The following is a 15,874-nucleotide window of genomic DNA, read 5'->3' as shown; positions in this document are numbered from 1 at the left end:
AGCGCTGCCGGAGAATTCGTGCAGCGGGGTGGCGCATCCAGTGGATATCGGTCATGCGTGCCTCCCTGTCTCGAGTGAAGATGCACTTTCAATAAAGACGCAGCGGGAAATTGAAAAGTCGCAATCGGAACGGCACCCTGTTTTGCGGTCTCACTGTTGCCCATCGACAACAGACAGGCCGCAGCGAAGCCGGTATTCACGACGCCATGACCAATAGCATCACCGGCGTCTCCCCCTCCACGCTCCGCATCGCCCTTTACCAGCCGGATATTCCCGGCAATACCGGCACGATCCTGCGGCTCGCCGCCTGCCTGGGCCTCGGCGTCGATATTATCGAGCCTGCCGGTTTCGACCTGTCGGATCGTAATCTGAAGCGGGCGGGAATGGACTATCTCGCCGCCGTCACCCTCACCCGGCATGTCAACTGGGCGCAATTTGAGGATTGGCGCAAGAACAGCGGGCGCCGGCTGGTTCTGGCCTCCACCAAGGCGGCCATGCCCTATACCGAACTTGCCTTCCAGCCCGACGATATCCTGCTGTTTGGCCGCGAAAGCGCTGGCGTGCCTGATCATGTCCATGACGGCGCCGATGCCCGCATCCTGATCCCGATGGTCGAGGGCCAGCGCTCCATCAATGTCGCGATGTCGGCAGCAATGATCGCCGGTGAGGCATTGCGCCAGACACGGCGCTGATCCCTCCTTCTCGCAGAGTTTTCATTACTATAAACATCACACGGACATGTGCATGGAAATTTGGCGTTGCGCAAAGCCAGCGGGTTCGGTCTGTGCTATGGTCCAGGTTGGATTTGCAGTCGTGGGCAACCCAGCCTTTCCGTTAGTGCAAAAAAAATAAAGTAACAGTTGCTAATCGAATTGCGCGCCCATAAGTTGCAATGCAACAAAACACATGGGAGAAGACCAATGTTCGAGACAGCCTTCACCTTTGGCTTGACCCAATTTGCCCGGTCGCTTTCCTTGCCGGAAAGGCTGCAAAAGCGGCCCTTGCGCAATGCCGCGCTGGAGCCCTGGCGTTTGCGCAACAGCAGCCTCGACGCGCTCTATTACGACATCAGGGCGCTGACCTCGGATGAGGCCTTCTATATCAGCGACGCGCTGGCCGCCGAAGGGCTGATCATGATCGTGCCGCCCACTGGCCAGGGCATGTTGACGCTGTGCGAGACGGTGGATGAATATCTGCTGCGCGGTGGCCGCGAGGTCCGGGCCATGGCGGTGGCCGGCATTGGCGGCTCCGCCGCTGGGGCTGCCGCCTTTGCCCGCAATGTCGCCGACGCTATCGAGGCGCCGGTCTGCGCGGTGGTGTCCGGCTATGGACTGGGCGATGTCGTCGCGGAGGCCCTGGGCGGCGCTTTCTTCTTTGGCCCGCTGGGCTTTCTGCGCCGCAATTTCGAGATGATCGACGATTTGGTCGGACGCCCGCAATTCGGTGCCTACCAGCGCCGCCCGAAACCGTCGCAACCGCCGCGCCGCACCAGTCTCGATGCCGATACGGTCCAGGCGCTGCTGTGCCACCCGGACCTGCGTTTCAACCTCGTCACTGGCCATTCCAAAGGCAACCTGATCGTTGCTGAAGCGCTGAACGCCATTGAAAAAGAAGCACCCGAGCGGCTTACCATCCTGGCGGAACGGTTACAGATCATCAACTTCAGCACGCGTGTCGGGCTGCCCGCGCCGTTTTCGCCACCCTTGGCGATCATCGGTGAACTCGACTGGTACGGCGAATTGAATGCCACAGCTAAGGTAACCAACATTGTCCGCGTCGCACGCGCTGGCCATTCGACCAACACATCCCTGCCGGGAGCGCTGAAAATCACCGATCTTTTGGCGCAGACGTTGTCGGCGTCACCCGCCAACGCCTCTGACACGGCAAGAGCGGACGCACCGGCGGAAAATGCAATTCCTTCGCTTCTGGCTCTGGTCGTTCCACCTGTCGTGGCGGATGCCAACGACATGCCCGCGCAAGCCAGCGCCCCCCAAGCTAGCGCCCCCCAGGCCAGCGCAATGAACGACAATGACAGAAACGATGATGAAAGAGTTATCGTTGAGGAGCCGGTTTCATTGGAACCGGAGCTGGAGCCATCTGTCGAACCCATCGACGCGGTGGCAGCCGACAACACGCACGACGCCATCCCGCCACAGTCAGCCGATGCCCCGCTCTCCGAGCCGGTCACCCCTGAAGACAATGCAGACACTGCGCAGATTCTGGCTCCTGACGAATTGGTTCCCGAAGCGCCTGTCCAAACGATTTCCGAGCCTGTCGCCAATACGCCCGCGCCCGTTAAGCAAGCCAGCAATCAACCAGGCAATACCCGCAAGCGTAACAGATCGCGCAAGCGGTAAGGCGTGTTTGCAAGAGCCATCACCTTGGCACAGCTGTCACATAAACAGCTGTGCAAGGCTCTTCTGCTGGCTGTTGGCAATGCTGAGGCTGGCCGTCTGCAACTGGGATTGGGCGCTTTGCGCCGAAAGCTTGGTGGCTTCCTCTTCCATATCGGCATCGGTCAAGCGACCAATGCTGACCGTGGCGGTATCCTTCAGGTCCTTCATCAGGTCTGAACTGTTGGAAATCCGGTTCTGGGTGGCACCCACGGCGGCGCTGGCATCGGTGATGCTGGAAAGGATCGATTGGGTGGCGCCGATCATTGCGTCGATCTGCGCATTCGACGTATCATCCGAAATGGCAATTTCCGCGGCGGTCGGTGCGGCTGACGTCTGGGAACCGACATTCATCAGATAATATTCACTGGCGCTTCCATCGGAGCCAATGGTCAGCGTCGAGCGCGTCAAAATACCATCGCTTGCATCGTTTTTGCTGGTCAGCACGCTTTGCGCCGTGTCGAAATTGGTGACGTTGACGGCCAGATTGCCGCTGCCGTCCGAGCCGACCGAAGACACCATCGATGTCACTTTCGGTGACTGATTGGCATCAAGCGCCAGCCAGTTCTGGCCGTTGAAGCTGGAGGACTGCGCTACAGTTGAAAGCTGGTCCTTGAGCTGGCTGATCTCGTCATTGATCGCGCCTTTGTTGGCGCCAGCCGCCTTGGAGGCTATCAGCTTGGCCTGGATGTCGGAAACAAGCCCCGTCGCCTGCTCCAGCCCAAGTGCGGCGGTATCGGAGACGGCAGCCGACAGCGCCGTGGCGTCCTCGGCGCTCGACAGCGACAGGCTGTCGGATTTCATCGTCGTGGCAATCGACCAATAGGCGGCATTATCAGAGGCGTCATCGACCTTCTTGCCCGTTGCAACCTTGGTCTGGGTCGCTTCAAGCGCCTTCGAAGACCCGCTCAGCAGAGACAGGGCCGATGCAGACGTGGAATTGATCGATACGGAATCCATGCTGCCCCCTTCAACGCTGTGAGTTTCAAACCGCATGACTGGCGCTTTGAAAAAAATACCCCACAATGTAAGGGATTTATAATCTACAAGATATTTCCATCACCTTTCAGCAAAGATTGCAATTTTAACGATTAAGAAGTTTTCAACGCCAGGCTGCTGAAAGGTGTGCGGCATCGTACCCCACTTCAATCCGCAGACGACAAGCGCCGCATGGTGAACTCGATGGCATCGCCCTCCAATTGCCGCCAGCTTTCCATTTCGGTCCAGTAGGCGGCCTTGGGAAAGGCATCGAACCATTCCCGTGCCTTGGCGCGAGCCTCTTCCCGGTTGAGACGAAAGGTTTCCCGAATGAAGGGCGAGGCATCGCGTATCGCCTGCCCCCGTTCTTTTGTCTGTCGATCACGGTGGCGGGCAATCTGCCGTTTCAGTCCGTCGAGCGGCGGAAGAGGACGCTTTCCTGTCATGGTGAGAATCCTTTCTAAACCCGGCCTTTCTAGACCCGGCCTTTCGAGACCCGATGATAAGCCATGCGAAATGGTTTTTCCAGTATCAGGTGGTTTGGCGGCGATGGCACAACCGCGCTGGATCTGATAGTCACCGTGCTTCGATCAACACGCCGGGATCTGATGAAAGCGGCGACAGGGAGAGCATATGCAACGGCCCATTCTGCCCAAAGGCTTGCCTGACGATATCGAGGCGAAGAAAGCCACCGCCCGCGCCTGGTTCGAAAGCCTTCGTGACCAGATCTGCCGGTCCTTCGAGGCGCTGGAAGACGAATTGACCGGTCCGTTGAGCGATCGTGCACCTGGACGCTTCACGCCTAAGGACTGGCAGCGTGAAGAAGGCCTCGGCGGCGGTGGACGCATGTCGATGATGAATGGCAGGGTCTTCGAGAAGGTCGGCGTTCATACCTCCACGGTGCATGGCGAATTTTCGCCGGAATTTCGCAAGCAAATGCCGGGTGCCGAGGAAGATCCACGGTTCTGGGCCTCCGGCATTTCGCTGATCGCCCATCCCTGCAATCCGCATGTTCCGGCGGTGCATATGAACACCCGCATGGTGGTCACCACCAGCCAGTGGTTCGGCGGCGGGGCGGACCTGACCCCGGTGCTGGATCGTCGCCGTACCCAGGAGGATGCCGACACGGTGGCCTTTCATGCCGCTCTCGAATCCGCCTGTGCGGCCCATCCTGACGTCGCCGATTATCCCCATTACAAAGCGTGGTGCGAGGAGTATTTCTTTCTGCCGCACCGCCAGGAACCGCGTGGCATCGGCGGAATTTTCTTCGACTGGCTGCATGCCGGAGAAAAATTCGACCTCTGGGCTCCCAACTTTGCTTTCGTGCAGGATGTCGGACGCAAGTTCGCCTCCGTCTATCCCGATCTGGTTCGTCGCAACTTCAACACGCCATGGACCGAAGAAGACCGGGAAGAACAGCTGGTGCGCCGTGGGCGCTATGTGGAGTTCAATCTCCTCTATGACCGCGGAACGATTTTCGGCCTGAAGACCGGCGGCAATGTCGAATCGATTTTGTCATCGCTGCCGCCGCTCGTTCGATGGCCTTGAGGTGAAATTTTGTTCCACAATAAGTCATTTCGTGCCGAAACCCCCTTATTTTTGGGGTTTTCTGATCGAAGAATGATCAATTCATATTTTCTTGATTAACAAAAACTGCATTACAGGCCCATTAATCGAAAATTAACATTGGCATGTCGCGTTCCCGTGTTATCCTGTCGCCTATGGAATGAGGAGGAGGATTGCAATGGCTACGCACAGCATGACTATTCCCGCAGACATGACGAGTTCCGCAGATCGGACCGGTCGCGACCGACTGATCGATACCGCAGAACTGATTGATCGCATGGCGCATGACCTGAAAGCGTCCAGCGATGCCAACCTACCGCATTGCTACTTTGTCGAACAGGCAAAATTGCGGCTCGCCGGTCTTCATGGCCGCGAACATCGCGCCAACGACGCCCATAAAATGGTCAGCAAAAACACGGTCAACGGATCAAGCTCGGTGTTTTACGCCTGGGCGATGCCGGAATAAATCGTCTGGCGAAACAATAGCTTATGAAGGGATCGAACGTCCCTTCATAACAATGGCAAGAAAGTGAAAAGCCGCCAGGCGCGGCGTTTAGCAAGCTTCATGCGATAATTCCTAAATAACAGGAAGCACTGACCTTTGAGGGGTCGTTGCCAACGACGCCTCACCGCAGCCATGCTTCGGGAGGAAAGAACCATGAAACAATTTGAATGTGGAAGCCTCGTACCCGGTTGCGAATGGCATACGCGCGCCAATGAAGAAGCCGAGGTGGTGCATCGCGCTGTCGAGCATATGCGCATGGTGCATGGGGAAAGCGTGATCCGCGAGCATATGGTGCAGAATGTCCGGGCGCGGATTACCGATGCGGGCGACAGCGACACCGCCGCTCACAAGCACAGTGACCAGGCCGCCTGATCGCAAATCAATCCGACGGCGTGACCGCCTCTTTAAGCCGGGAGAGAAGCTTTTCCCGGCTGAAGGTGAAATTCGCCTGAACCCAGCTGTCTTCCAGCGTCGTCAGCACCCGACCAATCTCCGGTCCGGGCGTAAGACCGGCGGCAATGGCATCACTGCCGGTGATGGGAAAGACCGGCTTTTCGAATGCCTGCGCCCGTTTCAGCAGCCTGAACCAGCGGGCTGAAGCCGCCATGCTGGCGGTATCTCCTTCAGCCTTGGCACGTGCTGCCGCCAGCGACAGCTTCAATTGCGCGATAATTCCCGGCTTGTCTTGCCGATAGAGCAGCCGGTCGAGCGCGAGGTCAGCCATGTCGTCCTTGATCTTCGGCGCGGTGGCAAAGCGCTGCAAAAACTCCGCCTCGGCTCGCGACAGTTTCAGCCGCTCGGCCAGTCCCTTCATTCGCTCAGGGTCATTGGGCACCATTGCCACCAGTCGCAACAGCGGCTCCCTCTGCCAGTTCAGGGCGGTTTCCGCAGCAATCAGGCCCGGAATGGCATCGATCCCCCATTTTTCCGTTTCCGGCAGGATCGCCGTCAACACGCCCGACTGGCGCATCCACAGCAGTGCCCGGCCCGGGTCTTTGGCGGAAAGCAGCTTTTTGGTCTCCGACCAGACCCGCTCGGCAGACAGCCGGTGCAATTCGTCACGCGCCGCCGCACAGGCCCGCAGGCCGTCGGCATCCGGGCGTCCGCGTCCATACCAGGCAAAAAACCGGAAGAAGCGCAGCACCCGCAGATAATCCTCGGTAATCCGCAGGCGGGCATCGCCAATGAACCGCAGCGTGCCAGTTTCTAGATCCGCCAGCCCGCCGACCGGATCGATGACCTCGCCAGACGCCGTGGCATAAAGCGCGTTGACGGTAAAATCCCGCCGCTCGGCGTCCACCTGCCAATCGGTGCCGAACGCCACCTCGGCGTGGCGGCCATTGGTTTCCACGTCACGCCGTAGCGTCGTCACTTCAAACGGCTTGCCGCCGATCACCAGCGTCACTGTGCCATGCTCAATGCCTGTTGGCACCGCCTTGATGCCTGTCGCCTCGGCCCGGGCCGTCACTTCGGAGGGAACAAGCGTGGTGGCGAGATCGATATCGCCTACCGGTTCACCCAGCAGGCTATTGCGCACCGCGCCGCCCACCACCCGCACCTCGCCGCCCTCGGCGTTCAACAGGGCAAAGACCTTGGCCAGCGCCGCATCCTGAAACCAGGGCTGATCCGCAACCGTCGTCATGCATAAAGCCTTTCATAAAGCGTGCGCAGAATGCCTGCGGTAATGCCCCAGATCTGGCGTTCGCCATAGGGCATCACATAAAAATGCCTGGTCGTCCCATTAAAGACCTTGCTGTCGCGGCGGTGATTATCGGGGTCCATCAGGAAGGATAGCGGCACTTCGAACACATCGGCCACTTCATCCGGGTTGATGGTCAGGTGAAAGCCCGGCTGCACCACCGCCAGCACCGGCGTGATGCGAAAACCGGTACCGGCGAGATAATGCGGCAACCGACCGACAGTCTCAACAAAGCGCGGATCAAGGCCGATTTCCTCTTCCGCCTCACGTAGCGCTGCCGCTTCCGGGCTTGCATCTTCCGCATCGATACCGCCGCCGGGAAAGGCGATCTGCCCGGAATGCTTGCGCATCGTCGCGGTGCGCTGGGTCAGGATGATGCGCGCATCATCGCCGTCATCCACGACAGGCACCAGCACAGCGGCATCCTTTAGCCGCAGGCCTTCCAGCTTCAGCAATATCTCGGCATTCAGCACATGATCGCCATGGTCGCGCCAAGCCGTTTCCAGCGGCGCACCGCTTTGGCTCTGCGCCCGGCGGCGAAATTCATCGGCGGTGAAGCTTGGCAGCGTCAAATCGTTGCGGTCGGTTTCCGTCATGATGCCAATCCGTCCAGATCCGCCGCCGGCATCACCGCAAATGTTTCGCCACCGGAGCGGATCGCAAACATCGCCTGTCCGTCAATGTCGATCACCTCACCCAGCGCCATCAACTCATAGGTGACAGCGCGCGACACCAGCGCCTCCAGCCGTCCGCGCACGGCAAGATAGGGTTTCAATTGCTGGTGCTCCCCTTCGATCACAAACCGCAACACATGCTCCGGCCCGGCCTCAATGAGATCACCGACATTGGTGCGAAAGGTCAAGACAGGTTCGCCATCGCTTGCGCCAACCGTCATTTCCACGGCGATGAAATGGGCGTCTGCGACCTTGATTCCCAGTTTTTCCACAGGCGTGACCAGATAGGTCTTCCCATCCTCGTCCTTGCGCAACACGGTTGAAAACAACCGCACCAAGGGCGCGCGGCCAATCGGCGTGCCGAGATAGAACCAAGTGCCATCGGCCAGGATTTCCATGTCGATATCGCCGCAAAACGCCGGGTTCCAGCGCTCGACCGGCGGCAGGCCGGGCTTGCCCCCTGCTGTCTGGTCGGCGGCGCGGGCAATCATCGCGGCCAATCCAGCCGCATCGTCCGCTTGCTTGTTTTCATCGCCTGCCATGTTTGCGTCCCGGTTTTAACCTTATTAGATATCGAAGTGAGACATGGGACACGAGATAGTCATTTGAAACCCGCTTGTCAGCCGCACCCTGGGGAATAAGTTAGATAAACTGTGCCGATACACGTTTTGATCGATTCTTCTGGCAATCGGCACAGGCCTGCCTTACCTACCAAAGACGACATGAGCCAACGGAGACCGCCATGGGCATGATGAACACCACGGACACCGCGCTCGATGAAAAAGCCATCGTCGCCCTTGCTGAACAGGCCCTAGCCGAGATTGCCAGCGTGCGGGCCGAGGTCTCTAAGGTGATTTTCGGCCAGGAAAAGGTCGTGGAAAACACCCTGCTGGCCATTCTCTCCGGCGGCCATGCGCTGCTGGTCGGCTTGCCGGGCCTGGCCAAAACCAAGCTGGTGACGACGCTCGGCACCGTGCTGGGGCTGGACGCCAACCGCATCCAGTTCACCCCCGACCTGATGCCGTCAGACATTCTCGGCACCGAGGTAATGGATCAGGACGAGCATGGCCGTCGCTCCTTCCGCTTCGTCAAGGGGCCGGTGTTTGCGCAGTTGCTGATGGCCGATGAAATCAACCGGGCCAGCCCGCGCACCCAATCCGCCCTGCTGCAATCCATGCAGGAATACCACATTACCATTGCCGGTCAGCGCTATGACCTGCCCGCCCCTTTCCATGTGCTGGCCACTCAGAACCCGCTGGAACAGGAAGGCACCTATCCGCTGCCGGAAGCCCAGCTTGACCGGTTCCTGTTGCAGGTCGATGTCGGCTATCCGGATCTGGCGGCGGAACGGCAGATCCTGCTCGACACGACCGGTATCAGTGACAGCCATGCCAGCGCCGTGCTGGATGCGCCGCGCCTGCTCGACATCCAGAAGCTGGTCCGCCAGATGCCGGTGCCTGATAGCGTGGTCGATGCCATCCTGTCGCTGGTGCGCGCCGCCCGGCCCGGCCAAGGTCATACGGAAACCGACAAGCATGTGGCCTGGGGTCCCGGTCCGCGCGCTGGACAGGCCTTGATGCTCTGTGCCCGCGCCCGGGCGCTTTACGAAGGCCGTCTTGCCCCATCGATCGATGATGTGCATGCGCTGGCCGAACCGGTTCTTCAGCACCGCATGGCCTTGACCTTTGCGGCCCGCGCCGAAGGCATGGCGGTGCGTGATGTGATTGCGGGCCTCATCAAGCACAACAAAGCGTGAGGGAGCGGTAGCGTTTTGGCAGGATTTGCACCAGAAGCGATCAGAGGGCCTGTTGACGGACGGATCGTCGAGAAAACCCCGACCGGGGATGTTCTGGCCCGCGCCCGCCAACGCGCTGCCCTCATTCCCGATTGCATGGTGGAAGCCAAGCGCATCGCCAATACGGTGATTTCCGGCTGGCATGGGCGCAGAAAACGCGGCATTGGCGAGAATTTCTGGCAGTTCCGCCCCTATGCCGAGGGCGAAAGCCTGGCGGGAATCGATTGGCGCCGCTCGGCCCGCGACGATCATCTCTATATCCGCGACCGCGAATGGGAAGCGGCCCACACGATCTGGCTTTGGGCCGATCTGTCGCCCTCGATGATGTATAAATCCCGCTTCGGCAGTGTTTCCAAGGAAAGCCGGGCGCTGGTGCTGATGCTGGCGCTGGCCGAAGTCCTGGCGCGCTCCGGCGAGCGCATCGGCTGCCCCGGCATCATGGAACCGATGTCCGCCCGCAACGCTTCTGAGCGGCTGGCGGCAGCGCTGATCCATGCGCCGGAGCCGAGTGGCCTGCCGAATCAGGGCTTTCCCGATACCGCCATGATCCGCAATGCCAGCGATATCGTGCTGATCGGTGATTTTCTCGACGATCCCGATGCGATTATGGCGGGCATTGCACCGCTGGCCCGGCGCGGATTGCGCGGTCATGTCATCGAGGTTGCCGATCCGGCGGAAGAACTGTTTCCCTATGCGGGCCGCACCGAATTTACCGACCCGGAAACCGGCGAAAAGCTGGTATCAGGTCGCGCCGAAAACATCCGGGAAGACTATCGCCGCGCCTATTTTCTGCGCCGTGAAGCCTTGAGCGAGGAATTGCGGCGGCTGGGCTGGAGCTTTACCGCGCATCTCACCGACCGGCTGGCCTCTGAAGCGCTGGTCAAGGTACATATGCATCTCTCCGGGGCGCCGCAGCTTTCCCACCGTGGAGGCGCGTAATGGGTGGCCTTCCGCTTGCTTTTGTCACTCCTGCGCTGCTCGGCGCGCTCGTCGTGCTGCCAGCGATCTGGTTTCTGCTGAAACTGACGCCGCCGCGCCCGCAGATGGAAGTGTTTCCACCACTGCGCATTCTGGCCCGCGTGCTGAAGCGGGAGGAAACCCCGGCCCGAAGCCCCTGGTGGCTGACACTCCTGCGCATGGCGATGGCAACCCTGGTCATTCTGGCCTTGGCTGAACCGGTGCTCAACCCGCACGGCACATCGGTTGCCGGTGGTGGGCCGCTGGTTCTGGTCATCGACAACAGCTGGGCCAGCGTTGGAGATTGGGAGCGCCGCGTCGAGACGGCAAACGGCCTGATCGATGAGGCCGAAAGCAGCAATCTGCCGATTTCCCTGGTGCTGACCGCCGAGCTGACCCAGGATGCCGTCCCCGTCAATGCCACCACCGCCCGCGAAAAACTAAGCGCCGCCCGGCCAAGGCCTTTGACACCGGACCGCAACCGCGCCCTCACCGCGCTGACGGCAGCGTTGAAAGGGACCAAGCCCGGCACGCTGGCCTTCCTGAGCGACGGTGTCGCGGCCAGCGAAAGCGAACAAATCGGCAGCCAATTCTCCGCACTGGCCCCTGCCGAATTGCGGGTGATTACCGACGACGGCAAGGCAAGTGTCGCCCTGACCGGTGCCACCAATGGCGTCGATCAGCTCGTCGCCAAAGTCACCCGTCTGTCGCCTGCCGATCCCCAGCAGGTCATCGTCGATGCGCAGGACCAGCAGGGACGACCGATTGCGTCAGGCACCGCCAGTTTTGCCGCCGGGCAAAGCGTTGCCACGGCGGAGATTGCCGCACCTTTTGAGTTGCGCAATGATTTTGCCCGGTTGAGCCTTGCCGGTTATGGCACCGCCGGTGCCGTCCAGCTGCTGGATGACGGCTTTCGCCGCCGCAAGGTGGCGCTGCTGGCCGGTGACGCCAATGACGAATTCCAGCCGCTGCTGTCGCCGCTCTATTATATCCAGCGGGCTTTGCAACCCTATGCCGATCTGATCAAATCCAGTGACAAGGATCTGGCCAGGGCCATTCCCGAATTGTTGCAGCAAAACCCCTCGGCCCTGATCATGGCTGATATCGGCCGCCTGCCGCCGGATGTGCAGCAACAGCTGCAACGCTGGCTGCAACGCGGCGGCACGCTGATCCGGTTCGCCGGACCAAGGCTTGCCGCTGCCCCTGCCGATGATCCGCTGGTGCCGGTCACGTTGCGTCAGGGTGAGCGCCAATTGGGCGGTGCGCTCTCCTGGTCGGAGCCGCAACCGCTTGCCGCCTTCCCGCCCACCAGCCCGTTTGCCGGGCTAGCCCCACCCGATGGCGTGCTGGTCAAGCGGCAGGTATTGGCCGAGCCGACCCCTGATCTCGCCAGCCGCACCTGGGCAAGCCTTGCCGATGGCACACCGCTGGTGACCGCCAGTGATAGCGGAGCCGGGCGCATCGTGCTGTTCCATGTCAGCGCCGAGGCCAGCTGGTCCAATCTGCCAATTTCGGGCGATTTCGTGGAAATGCTGCGCCGGGTCGTGCAGCTGGCCCATGCCAGCGGCGCCAATGCCAGCGGTACCAACGCCACCGCCGCAGCTGCCAGCCTACCGCCCTACCGTCTGCTGACCGAGCATGGCGGACTGACGGCGGAAGCCAGCAATGCCAAACCGCTGGAGCTGGGAGCCAACCGCCCGCCTGCCGCAACATTTGACAATCCACCCGGCCTTTACGGCTCCGAAGATGGATTTTCTGCCCTCAACCTTCTGCCAGCAGGCGCCGAGTTGAAACCGTTAAACCTTGATGGCGTGACGGTTCCGGTGGTGCGCGAGCCGCTGGCCGGGGCAAGTGCTACACCGCTGAAGCCGCCGTTGCTGGGTATCGCACTGGCGCTGTTCATCATTGACAGTCTGGTGGTGCTGGCCATGGGCGGTGCCTTTGCCAGAACGCCGAAAGCCCGGATCGCCAAAAGCGCGGGCGCGCTCGTGGTTCTGGTCGCAGCGCTGGCCTTGATGCCTGCCGACCGCAGCTTTGCCAATGACGCTAAACCCGGCGATGACGTGTTGCTGCAACGGCTGGACACCACCCATCTGGCCTATGTGAAAACCGGAGAGCAGGACGTCGATAGTATTTCGGAACGGGGCTTAAGCGGGCTGACCGAATTTCTCACCTATCGCACCACGCTGGAGCCGGGCGCGCCGGTCGGGCTGGACATTGCCAAGGACGAGCTATCGCTTTACCCGATCATCTTCTGGCCGATTTCGGCCAGCGCGCCGATGCCAAGCGCCGAGGCCATCAGCCGGATCGACGCTTATATGCGCTCTGGCGGCACGGTGCTGTTCGACACCCGCGACCAATTGGGCAGTATGGGTGGGCAAGGAGACGCCGGGGCCAGCGCCAATGGCGAGCGCCTGCGCCAGATCCTTGCCAATATCGATATTCCGCCGCTGGAACCGGTGCCGAAGGACCATGTGATCAACCGGTCCTTCTATCTGCTGCATACCTATCCGGGCCGCTATACGGGCAGCCCGCTGTGGGTCGAGGCAAGACAGGAGGCCCGCGCCAGCCAGAACGGCCTGACCTCGGGCGGTGATGGCGTGTCGCCGATCATCATCACCGGCAATGACTTTCTCTCCGCCTGGGCCATCGACGCCAATGGTGTGCCCATGCTGCCGACCGTGCCGCCCGATGAAAATCAGCGGGAAATCTCTTACCGCGTCGGGGTCAATATCATGATGTATATGCTGACCGGCAATTACAAAGCCGATCAGGTCCATGTTCCGGCCCTGCTGGAAAGGCTGGGTCAATAAGATGAGCCTATCCTTCTCCCCCTTCCTGCCTCTCTGGGCGCTGGCCGCGCTGGCCTTGCTGGCGCTGGCCGTCGCAGCCATCGGCTTTCGCCGTGGCATACGCGGCGCAACGATCCGGCTGGTCGCCTTTGCCGCCTTGATCGCCGCCCTCGCCAATCCGCAGCTTCTGTCTGAGAACCGCGACAAGCTCTCGACCGTGGTGCCTGTGATCGTTGACCGCAGCCAGAGCCAGACCGATATCGCCAGCCGCAAGGCGATGACCGATCAGGCCCTGCAAGGCGTCAAGGACAAGCTGGCCCGCTTCCCCGACATCGAGCCGCGCATTGTCGAAGCCTCGACGCCGGAAAACGCCGACACGCCATCGACCCGGCTGTTCGAAGCGCTGTCTTCGGCGATATCCGACGTGCCGCCAGCCCGGGTTGGTGCTGCGATATTCATCACCGATGGTCAGGTGCATGATGTGCCGTCCAACCTGAAAACGCTCGGCATGGATGCACCGGTCCACACGCTGTTGACCGGCAAGGCCAATGAATTCGACCGGCGCATCGAAGTGGTGCGCGCGCCCCGTTTTGGCATTGTCGGCCAGAACCAGGACATGTCGCTTCGGGTAATCGATGAAGGAGTGAAGGGCAGCCAGCCTGCCACGGTGACCGTGCGGATCAATGGCCAGGATGGCGGTTCGTTTACCGCCGTCCCCGGTGCGGAAACGCCCTATTCCTTTGCCGTGCCGCGCGCCGGTAGCAATGTGCTGGAATTTTCCGTCTCCGGCCTGCCCGGCGAAGTGACGGAAACCAACAATAAGACCGTGCATCTGATCGACGGCATCCGCCAGAACCTGCGGGTGCTGCTGGTGTCAGGTGAACCGCATGCTGGCGAGCGCGCCTGGCGCAACCTGCTGAAATCCGATGCCTCAGTGGATCTGGTGCATTTCACCATCCTGCGGCCACCGGAAAAGCAGGATGGCACGCCGATAAACGAGTTGTCGCTGATCGCGTTTCCAACCCGCGAGCTATTTGTCGAAAAAATCAGTGATTTCGACCTGATCATCTTCGACCGCTACCAGCATCGCGGCGTGCTGCCGATCCTCTACTATGATTACATCGCCGAATATGTCCGCAAGGGCGGCGCACTGCTGATTGCGGCTGGCCCCGAACATGCCGGTCAGGATTCGATCGCTATGACCCCGCTGGCATCGGTTTTGCCAGCAGCGCCCACAGGCAATATGCAGGAGGGCGGGTTTTATCCGCGCCTGTCGGAGATTGGCAAGAAACACCCCGTGACCCGCGATCTCGATGGCGCCACATCCGAGCCACCGCATTGGGGCCGCTGGTTCCGCAGCGTCGAAGTCGATCCGCCGCAGGGTGAAACGGTCATGACCGCCAATGACAAGCCGTTGCTGGTGCTGAACCGCGCCGGCCAAGGCCGCGTCGCCATGCTGTTGTCCGACCAGGGCTGGCTCTGGGCACGCGGCTTTGAAGGTGGCGGCCCGCATGTGGCGCTTTACCGCCGCATCGCCCATTGGCTGATGAAGGAACCGGAACTGGAGGAAGAAGCGCTGACGGCGCGGGCCAGTGGCCGGATGCTGACCATTATCCGCCAGACCATCGGCAATGACCCCGGCCCCGCCACCATCACCAGCCCCTCGGGCAAGATGCAGGATGTGACCCTGACCCAGACCGAACCGGGCCGCTTCACGGCGGAACAACGGATGGCGGAAACCGGCCTGTTCACCATCGCCAATGGCGAATTTTCCACTCTCGTCCATATCGGCGCTGTCGATGCGCCGGAATTCAAGGCGATGATCTCCACCCCTGACATCATGAAGCCAGTGTCGGACACCACCCACGGCCTGATCCGGCGGCTGGACAACGGGGCCAGCGGCGTCACGGTTCCCGACATCCTGCCCGTCAGCGGCCCGGTCCGCAGCAGCGATGGCGAACGCATGGCCATCCGCATGACCAGCGAAACCCTGCTGAAAGGCGTGGACACCCTGCCGTTGTTTGCCGGTTTTGGTGGATTGGCCCTGCTGCTGTTTGCGGTTTCGGCGATGTGGTGGCGCGAGGGACGGTGATGGACGAGTTTCAAATTTTCGATGAGATTTCTCAAGAAGACGAGAAAGCTATAGATCGCGCATTAACCGAGTATCACGATGAGATGCTCGGCGGTCTTGCCAACCTTCGGAAACTTTTCATCCCGCTTCACGATCAAAATGGGGCGGTTGAAGGTGGCATTGTCGGGCAAACCGGGCGAAAATGGTTGTTTATCGCCATGCTTTTCGTGCCAGAGCACCGGCGCGGCCAAGGGATTGCCGGAAAACTTCTCGCCGCCGCCGAAGAGGAAGCCCGCAAGCGCGGTTGCAAGGCCGTTTATCTCGATACGATCAATCCCGTTGCCCGCCGCACCTATCAGAAACACGGTTATTCAATTGTCGGCGGTCTTGATGAGTTTACCGATGGTTACAGCGTCACCTGGATGAGAAAACAGCTGTAAGCCT

At 60.7% G+C, this 15,874-nt stretch carries 15 protein-coding genes; 10 read left to right on the top strand and 5 right to left on the bottom strand.

From position 1 onward, the window contains the following. The first annotated feature begins 206 nt into the window (after positions 1 to 206). A complete protein-coding gene (locus H1Y61_RS07340; protein WP_180574440.1) occupies positions 207 to 692 on the top strand; it encodes a tRNA (cytidine(34)-2'-O)-methyltransferase in 486 nt (161 codons plus the stop codon). A gap of 228 nt (positions 693 to 920) precedes the next feature. Next, positions 921 to 2,357 carry a prolipoprotein diacylglyceryl transferase gene (locus tag H1Y61_RS07335; protein ID WP_180574191.1) on the top strand — a complete coding sequence of 479 codons (1,437 nt, stop codon included), beginning with the start codon at positions 921 to 923 and terminating at the stop codon, positions 2,355 to 2,357. A 36-nt stretch (positions 2,358 to 2,393) separates the two neighbouring features. Here the strand turns inward: H1Y61_RS07335 and H1Y61_RS07330 are convergent, their stop codons facing one another. Together H1Y61_RS07330 and H1Y61_RS07325 are read right to left on the bottom strand one after the other, a co-directional pair. Then, positions 2,394 to 3,353, bottom strand: coding sequence for a flagellin N-terminal helical domain-containing protein (locus H1Y61_RS07330; RefSeq protein WP_180574190.1), 960 nt, complete (start codon positions 3,351 to 3,353; stop codon positions 2,394 to 2,396). A 185-nt stretch (positions 3,354 to 3,538) separates the two neighbouring features. Then, positions 3,539 to 3,817 carry a hypothetical protein gene (locus tag H1Y61_RS07325; protein WP_180574189.1) on the bottom strand — a complete coding sequence of 93 codons (279 nt, stop codon included), beginning with the start codon at positions 3,815 to 3,817 and terminating at the stop codon, positions 3,539 to 3,541. Between the two features lie 187 nt (positions 3,818 to 4,004). On the opposite strand from H1Y61_RS07325, the gene hemF reads away from it, so the two are divergent. From hemF to H1Y61_RS07310, 3 genes are all read left to right on the top strand, one after another. Beyond that, entirely contained in the window at positions 4,005 to 4,919 is a 915-nt protein-coding gene (hemF, locus tag H1Y61_RS07320) for an oxygen-dependent coproporphyrinogen oxidase (protein ID WP_180574188.1), read from the top strand. Between the two features lie 196 nt (positions 4,920 to 5,115). After that, on the top strand, positions 5,116 to 5,403 hold the full coding sequence (locus H1Y61_RS07315; RefSeq protein ID WP_156555138.1) for a hypothetical protein: 288 nt from the start codon (positions 5,116 to 5,118) through the stop codon (positions 5,401 to 5,403). Positions 5,404 to 5,595: 192 nt separating this feature from the next. Continuing rightward, a complete protein-coding gene (locus H1Y61_RS07310) occupies positions 5,596 to 5,814 on the top strand; it encodes a DUF1059 domain-containing protein (protein ID WP_174111400.1) in 219 nt (72 codons plus the stop codon). Positions 5,815 to 5,821: 7 nt separating this feature from the next. Here H1Y61_RS07310 and H1Y61_RS07305 read toward each other — a convergent pair whose 3' ends face one another. Genes H1Y61_RS07305 through H1Y61_RS07295 form a run of 3 tightly spaced genes read right to left on the bottom strand, consistent with a single transcriptional unit; the run spans position 5,822 to position 8,357 of the window. Then, positions 5,822 to 7,084, bottom strand: coding sequence for a CCA tRNA nucleotidyltransferase (locus H1Y61_RS07305; RefSeq protein WP_180574187.1), 1,263 nt, complete (start codon positions 7,082 to 7,084; stop codon positions 5,822 to 5,824). Beyond that, positions 7,081 to 7,737 carry a CoA pyrophosphatase gene (locus tag H1Y61_RS07300; RefSeq protein WP_180574186.1) on the bottom strand — a complete coding sequence of 219 codons (657 nt, stop codon included), beginning with the start codon at positions 7,735 to 7,737 and terminating at the stop codon, positions 7,081 to 7,083. The genes H1Y61_RS07305 and H1Y61_RS07300 overlap by 4 nt, the downstream gene beginning before the upstream one ends. After that, a complete protein-coding gene (locus tag H1Y61_RS07295; protein WP_180574185.1) occupies positions 7,734 to 8,357 on the bottom strand; it encodes a DUF1285 domain-containing protein in 624 nt (207 codons plus the stop codon). Before H1Y61_RS07295 ends, H1Y61_RS07300 begins: the two co-directional genes overlap by 4 nt. A 200-nt stretch (positions 8,358 to 8,557) precedes the next feature. Between H1Y61_RS07295 and H1Y61_RS07290 the strand changes: the two genes are divergently transcribed. Genes H1Y61_RS07290 through H1Y61_RS07270 form a run of 5 tightly spaced genes read left to right on the top strand, consistent with a single transcriptional unit; the run spans position 8,558 to position 15,870 of the window. Next, positions 8,558 to 9,571 carry an AAA family ATPase gene (locus tag H1Y61_RS07290; protein ID WP_180574184.1) on the top strand — a complete coding sequence of 338 codons (1,014 nt, stop codon included), beginning with the start codon at positions 8,558 to 8,560 and terminating at the stop codon, positions 9,569 to 9,571. 15 nt (positions 9,572 to 9,586) lie between these two features. After that, positions 9,587 to 10,549: a DUF58 domain-containing protein gene (locus tag H1Y61_RS07285; protein WP_235680854.1), complete on the top strand. Its 963-nt coding sequence runs from the start codon at positions 9,587 to 9,589 to the stop codon at positions 10,547 to 10,549. After that, positions 10,549 to 13,380 (top strand): DUF4159 domain-containing protein, encoded by a 2,832-nt coding sequence (locus H1Y61_RS07280; RefSeq protein WP_180574183.1) that lies wholly within the window; start codon positions 10,549 to 10,551, stop codon positions 13,378 to 13,380. Before H1Y61_RS07285 ends, H1Y61_RS07280 begins: the two co-directional genes overlap by 1 nt. A 1-nt stretch (position 13,381) precedes the next feature. Next, positions 13,382 to 15,451: a hypothetical protein gene (locus H1Y61_RS07275; protein ID WP_180574182.1), complete on the top strand. Its 2,070-nt coding sequence runs from the start codon at positions 13,382 to 13,384 to the stop codon at positions 15,449 to 15,451. Next, entirely contained in the window at positions 15,451 to 15,870 is a 420-nt protein-coding gene (locus tag H1Y61_RS07270) for a GNAT family N-acetyltransferase (RefSeq protein WP_180574438.1), read from the top strand. The genes H1Y61_RS07275 and H1Y61_RS07270 overlap by 1 nt, the downstream gene beginning before the upstream one ends. The last annotated feature ends 4 nt before the right edge of the window (positions 15,871 to 15,874 follow it).

Source organism: Agrobacterium vitis (genome assembly GCF_013426735.1).
Taxonomy (GTDB): Bacteria; Pseudomonadota; Alphaproteobacteria; order Rhizobiales; family Rhizobiaceae; genus Allorhizobium; species Allorhizobium vitis_D.
The sequence above is the reverse complement of the archived record's forward strand: the minus strand, read 5'-3'. Positions and strand labels throughout refer to the sequence as shown.